Here is a 6,075-nt window from a genome sequence, read left to right as displayed (position 1 = left end):
CGTATTAGACTTTACTTCTTCATTATATTTCAAGTTGTCTTGTAACATTCTGTATACTCCCTCTATAAATATTGATATGTCAATGACTAATGCTATCTCTGAGTTTCTAAATCATATTTCTCAGAATCATACATCCGCCAATAAATTGTAACTAACGATATAATTCATAATACTTGCAAACACTTCACTATTGGATAAAATAATCTCTGATAAAGTTTTGCCAAATTCTGAACGATGTATTAGTATACATTAGGATCTTCTTATTACTTATAATATCAGATCCCCATATGCCTCTAAACATCTAATTGCTCATATGCTCCTTCATTTGATCGGCCTATTCTATTTGCTGGTGATACCACTTTAGCGACTCAATAGATCAATAACCTAGGAGCATAAATACCAGTTTCGCCTTGTTATCCTTTTAAACACTCTGAAGATTGATATATTAGGGAAATATTTTAGGACAAGTGAAATCCCTCATCATTTATTATTCATCCAAATAGAACTTCTTCTTATACTAATCAATAAATATTGAATCCCTACCTGCATAGCACGATGATAAAATTTTATCTAACAGGACCAGGCATGCTTTTTACCACTTATATTTATCGATAAAGCATATAAATCAGATATAATTATAACACAATAGGCCGCCACAATATTTATGTCGCAATAACCGCTCGTATCTTATCAGGCGTATAGAAATTTTTGTAATAAAGTCCATACCAGCTTCATGTAACTCTTTATCAATTCCTTTATAACCTGAATGCACCACCAACAAATAAAAGCATCTTGCGACAACTCACTTGTTCCATGCGAAAATAAATTCGGCCTCTTATCCATTATTTAATCCCCTTTATATCTAAGTGCTATTCCCTGACATTTAGTACTTCTAAAACCTCCCTAAACAACACCGAACCTCTCCCAACAACCAATTCCAAAGGAACCTCTTTAACTCGCCCATCTCTCCCCACCATAACAACTCCATTCTCATAATCAACCCAAATCTGAACATCCTGTACATAATAACTCTTAATAGCAGATGCCTCATCTAAATTGCGATGATTCAACTCCACCTTAACCTGTTTCGTAAAACGACGCAGCGTTTTCCAAAGAGTTCGTTCTTCTTTTGATTTCATAAATAGTTCTGGGAGTTCTTGTACTTCTTTTAATAACGACATAGTTGTTATTGTGTATGTTTGAATGCCATATCCCACTGGACGGATGAGGCAGCCTAGTTTTTTCCATGGCTCTAGTTCGAAATATACATACTCGTCGCTTTGTTGCATTTGAATGTGTTTGATTTTTGCTACGTATTGAATTCCGCCTTTTTCTCCGTGCCATTTTTTCGGTGCATATAATGCTATGTACTTCGCTTCTTGCCATCCTGGTTTTAGTTGTGTGACTGGTAACTGGTATAAGCCTTCTTTCCTATATGTTTCATAGTCGGCTACAGTTTTCACGCTGCCTACTAATACTTTTTCTTCTAGTGAGGAGTGCCATTCTTCTTTTGTTCCTCTTGGAAGGATGCCTTCTTTTATAATTTCTTCTGGGCTCTTTTCAATAAGGTGATCTAAAAATTGTTCGACTAGTCTTGTTGCGTTTGGTAAGAACGGGAAGCCACCGATATTTACTTTTTCGATACTTTTATAAAATGGATGGTTCTCATACTCTTCCTCTTGGTCCCACGGGAATAATACGTATGCTCCGTAAGCTGTTCGTTCAAATGGCCCTTCTTGTTCTACTACTAATGCATCTCTGTAGCGGTGCATTGTATTAATGTCTTCTTCCATTGGGCCAGGGGCGCCATATTTCCTTTTATAATGAGAGCTTTCAGCAAAATCAATTCGATATTTCGCATCAAAAATGTATTGGTATTGATAGCTCTTTCCCTTTTTCTCAATAGCGAGCATCGTATCTGGTTTTTGTGTAACTGTTGGCAGTCCACCGTTTCTTTTCTGGAAGTAAAGTTCGATTACCTCGTCTGTTTCTGGATGTTTGAACGTTCTTTTCGCAGTTTTACTTTCATCTAGCGTTACATATAAACCATCTTGTTTAACTTGGATAACATCTTGATGGAGCGGTATATATTTCTTTGATAGAATTTGTCCAAGCTTTAAATACGTCCAGTATTCGTATAATCTAGCAACATCTTTTACCGACATTTTGAAAATTTGTCCTCGTAATGTTAAACCTCGCGATAGCATTAAGAAGATTTGATATGCATCTCTATAGCCTGCCGCCATCTGGATAACGAGTGAAAAGACTGAGCGATCCAAATTTCCGATTCCTCTCCAAAATGGATCGTTCAACTCATTTTTCATTCGATACTTCATATTTTTTACACGTTCCAGCAAATCTTCATCAGTTACACCACGTGTATATCTAGACTTTGGCTCTAGCGCTTTAAGTAAATCATCTATTTTATGTACGACTCTTTGAATCATCCATTTAACAAATCGATTTTCTAACGTGTCATAAGAGACTTCCTTATAAGCTGTAATCCCTTTAGTCGGTATACTGTTTTCTCCTTGCAACAAGTGTGGTCGCTTTCGCAAATAGTTTATTCCGACAGAATCCAATTTACGAATTTTTTCTCCTCGTACAAGTTGATGCCTAGTCATAAGCGTATGATGCGGTTGTCTTTTAATATGAGAAATCGACTTCATAAACCGTTCAAAGGAATCATTTAAAATACGATAAAATTCACTCTTCGATGGATTTGTAGCGTAAATTGTAGATGCTCCTAAGTAAGTTCTTTTCAATAGATGAAACGCTAAATTATAAATCTCATCATTTACTTCTTCTAATAAAACTCTGTAATCATCCTTGTAATCAAGTTTTGATGGAAAAACTTCGAATGTAACTGTTAATAAAGTTTCTTTATCATCTTTAATTTCAAACGTTGTATTTCCTACTTCATTTGGAAACGAAAGATTCCCCATTAATACATGAAGTGAACCCATTTGAATGGAACTAACTTGCTTTCGAAAACCCGGATGTTCATGATAAAAGGAAAGCTGTTGGTTATTTTTCGGAACAACAACAATCTGATAACTTCTATTTTCAAAAAAGATTGGCGGATGTTCGTTCCATTCGTCTAGCCTCTGCAATCTCGCATCAAATACAGAAACGGATTCAACCTTCCCATCTACATGAAAATACATCATTTCATCTGCGTTCATAGCGTGATATTCTTTTAAACTCTCGTATTTTTCATGATAAGGATTTCCCTTAATCGTCAATGATAGTTCCTCTGTTTCAATCTTAACTAGCTCTATCTCATTATTAGATCCAGAAAGAAGTGAAACCATCGTACTCGAACCTCCTTAACATATGAGACAGCTTGTTAGCCGAACGAGGGTATTTAGCATATGAAGCGTCATTATTGCCACTATCATATTCTTCATTTGCACATAATACATACAACTGCTTTAATACCTCTTCTGTTCGTCCATCGCTCCCTGCAAGACGCGGTAAAATCTTTTGATATATTTGATAATCAAGCGCTTCATCAAACGATAATAACTTTCCTTTTTCGTTGTATGCCATATAGAAACAAATTTCATCTCGTATACGATATCCAACTTGAGCTCCAACTGATTCAAGTGTTTTATTAATTTCTATTAAAATAGTTGAGATATTTCTCACAAGATCTTCGTTTTCTTTAAAGCATTCTTTTAAATGAAGATACTTGGTTGCTAAAGAGCTATTAGAAACAATTTCAGCTTCCTTCTCTTCCATATCCATTAAGAAATTAAAATAATCTAAGTTAACGGTATTAAATTCAATTGTATTCGCACGATCTAATACTTTCTTACTTAAAGGATGTGTCGTTTCATCCATGTTTACCGTTCCGATAATATATACATTTGATGGAATCGTAATATGCTTATTAGCAATTGATTCTGGAAGAACTGGTGACGTAACAATTTTCCCATCTTTCCATTTACGGCTCTCAATTACACTTAAGAAGTCACTAAAGTAGTATTCGACTCGAGCTAAATTCATCTCGTCCAATACTACAAAATAAGGTCTGTTTGGATTTGCATCTGCGGCTTCAAGCACCTTAATTAACGGTCTTTCTTGAAACTCCCCTTGAAGGTTCACATAACCAAGTAAATCAGAACTATCACTCCAATCAGGTCGAACCGGAATAAGCGTAAATTGTTCATTCTCTTCCGTAGCCCCTAAGCTCTCCGCAAACCACTGAACAATTTTCGTTTTCCCTGTACCCGAAATACCTGATAAAATCACAAATGGCTTCGTCTTTAATGAAAGGAAGAAATTAATAAGATCCTTTTTCTCATAATAGAAACCTTTACTTTGAATATAAGAAGACACATGATCGATAATTGATTGCTGATCTAAATACACTTCTTTCCTCTCATAAATCATTTCATATTTCGTCCCTTCCTCTTTGTAAGCAATAAATCCCTCATAATAACGAAGCATTTCTTCTAGATCTTCTACTAACTCTTTTTCACTTGGCATTTTATTAGCATCGTACGCAATATAAGCCGCTGTTGAATTCGCATATCCTTTCGCTTTCGGACTTGTCCCTAGGAAGATCTCGTCATCTTTTTTCACCTTGTGGAACATATGTATTTGCTCGCGAATCTCTTCTTTAATTTTTTGCATTTCCTCTTTAGTTGTTTCCGTCACACCTTGGGCCAACGTTAAATATAATCGCTCCATATCTTCACTAAACAAATAAACGATATAATAACCTCTTTGCGTAGATGTCGTAATATCTTTATTCATAATCGCAAGCCACGGAACAGCAGCCCAATTCCCTTGTCCAATTGAACCTGTAACAACATATTGATTATGATTAATAAATGGTAACCTCGTTATTTCCGTTGTCATTTCATGCCTAACAACCGCTCCCATTTTATGACCTGCAAATCTTTCTGTTCTTGCCTGTAAATACTCATCCATAACCGTTAAAAACTTTTCACGTAAATTACTGTCCATACTATCGCCCTTTTCTCCATCATCTTTTACATATTGTTCAAAAGGAATCCATTCATCATTAATTAGCCCTACTTGTTCAAGCCAATCCAGTAAATTATTCGTACGCTTCCTCGCCACCGATTCAACCATCAAGTTATTCCCTAATGAATTTCGAACCATCGTCATTCCCAAACCAACTAGAGCTTCTTTCTTTTCACCTTTTGAATAGTTCTCTAACAAGCCAAGAACGAATAAAGCATGACGGAAATATTCCTGCTTTAAAACTAAATGGGCAATGTAGACATTTTTATCTTCCGATTGAACATATTCATTTAATAGGAGCTTATTTATTTCATGAGATTCATTCAAAAAGCCCAACAATCTTAAATCCTGGCGTGCATTAGATTTCACTCTATATAAATTTTCATCCGTTTGTTCACGTAACGTACTTGGATTATATGTACCATTCATTATCTCTTCTAAAAAGAGTATAACTTTATCATATTTTTCACTTGGTAGGTTATCAGTTTTGAATTCTTTAAATGAAATAGCCTTTTCTCCAGTAATCGTTGTTACCTCTACAAAAGGTAATTCTGCAAATAGCGATATAAGAAAAGCATTCCGTTCCTCTTCCCGTGCAAAATCGATAACATTAACTACTTGAACATTTATTAAATCTCGCCAAAACTGTTGGATCTCTTCACCATTCACACTAAGCTCTAAATCCACCCCTTCTTCTATTCCAAATTCCCTTTCTACATATATTTCATTATTTTTTATCGTTGTAATCCAATTACATTTACTATCAACGATATTAATAATTCGCTGTTTTACATTAATAAATTCGATCATTATTTTATCTAGCATCTTTATCCCCCGTAGCTACACTTAATTACAATTACTGTTATTTTATCAAACTATCTACAAGTAAAAAACATATGAATAAAACGATATCACTTATTCCATAACTCTATCTTCAAATAAAATAATCCCTTATCACTTATACTACAAGCTCAATAAGATGTTCCTCTTTTTTAATTGATGTTATTCATTTTCTTACCAATAAACTTCATTCATCATATCCTCTATAATAAACGTTTTGTTGCTGCATATGAGAAG

The 6,075-nt window shown here is 34.7% G+C and carries 2 protein-coding genes and 1 pseudogene; all 3 read right to left on the bottom strand.

The genetic code is table 11. The features are described from left to right. Positions 1-703: 703 nt before the first annotated feature. Positions 704-843, bottom strand: a pseudogene (locus AC1DJR_RS14385) (PD-(D/E)XK nuclease family protein); the annotation flags it as partial. Between the two features lie 26 nt (positions 844-869). Further along, positions 870-3,314: a restriction endonuclease-like protein gene (locus AC1DJR_RS14380; protein WP_215576817.1), complete on the bottom strand. Its 2,445-nt coding sequence runs from the start codon at positions 3,312-3,314 to the stop codon at positions 870-872. Continuing rightward, a complete protein-coding gene (locus tag AC1DJR_RS14375; protein WP_215576816.1) occupies positions 3,289-5,823 on the bottom strand; it encodes an MrcB family domain-containing protein in 2,535 nt (844 codons plus the stop codon). The genes AC1DJR_RS14380 and AC1DJR_RS14375 overlap by 26 nt, the downstream gene beginning before the upstream one ends. Positions 5,824-6,075 lie beyond the last annotated feature (252 nt).

This window comes from Bacillus sp. 05T31 (genome assembly GCF_056396725.1).
Note: the sequence above shows the minus strand (reverse complement) of the source record. Positions and strands in the feature narration are given on the sequence as shown.

Excerpts from the sequence above, each read along its gene's own strand:
- AC1DJR_RS14380 (WP_215576817.1), bottom strand. The coding sequence starts at position 3,314 with ATGGTTTCACTTCTTTCTGGATCTAATAATGAGATAGAGCTAGTTAAG.
- AC1DJR_RS14375 (WP_215576816.1), bottom strand. The coding sequence starts at position 5,823 with ATGCTAGATAAAATAATGATCGAATTTATTAATGTAAAACAGCGAATT.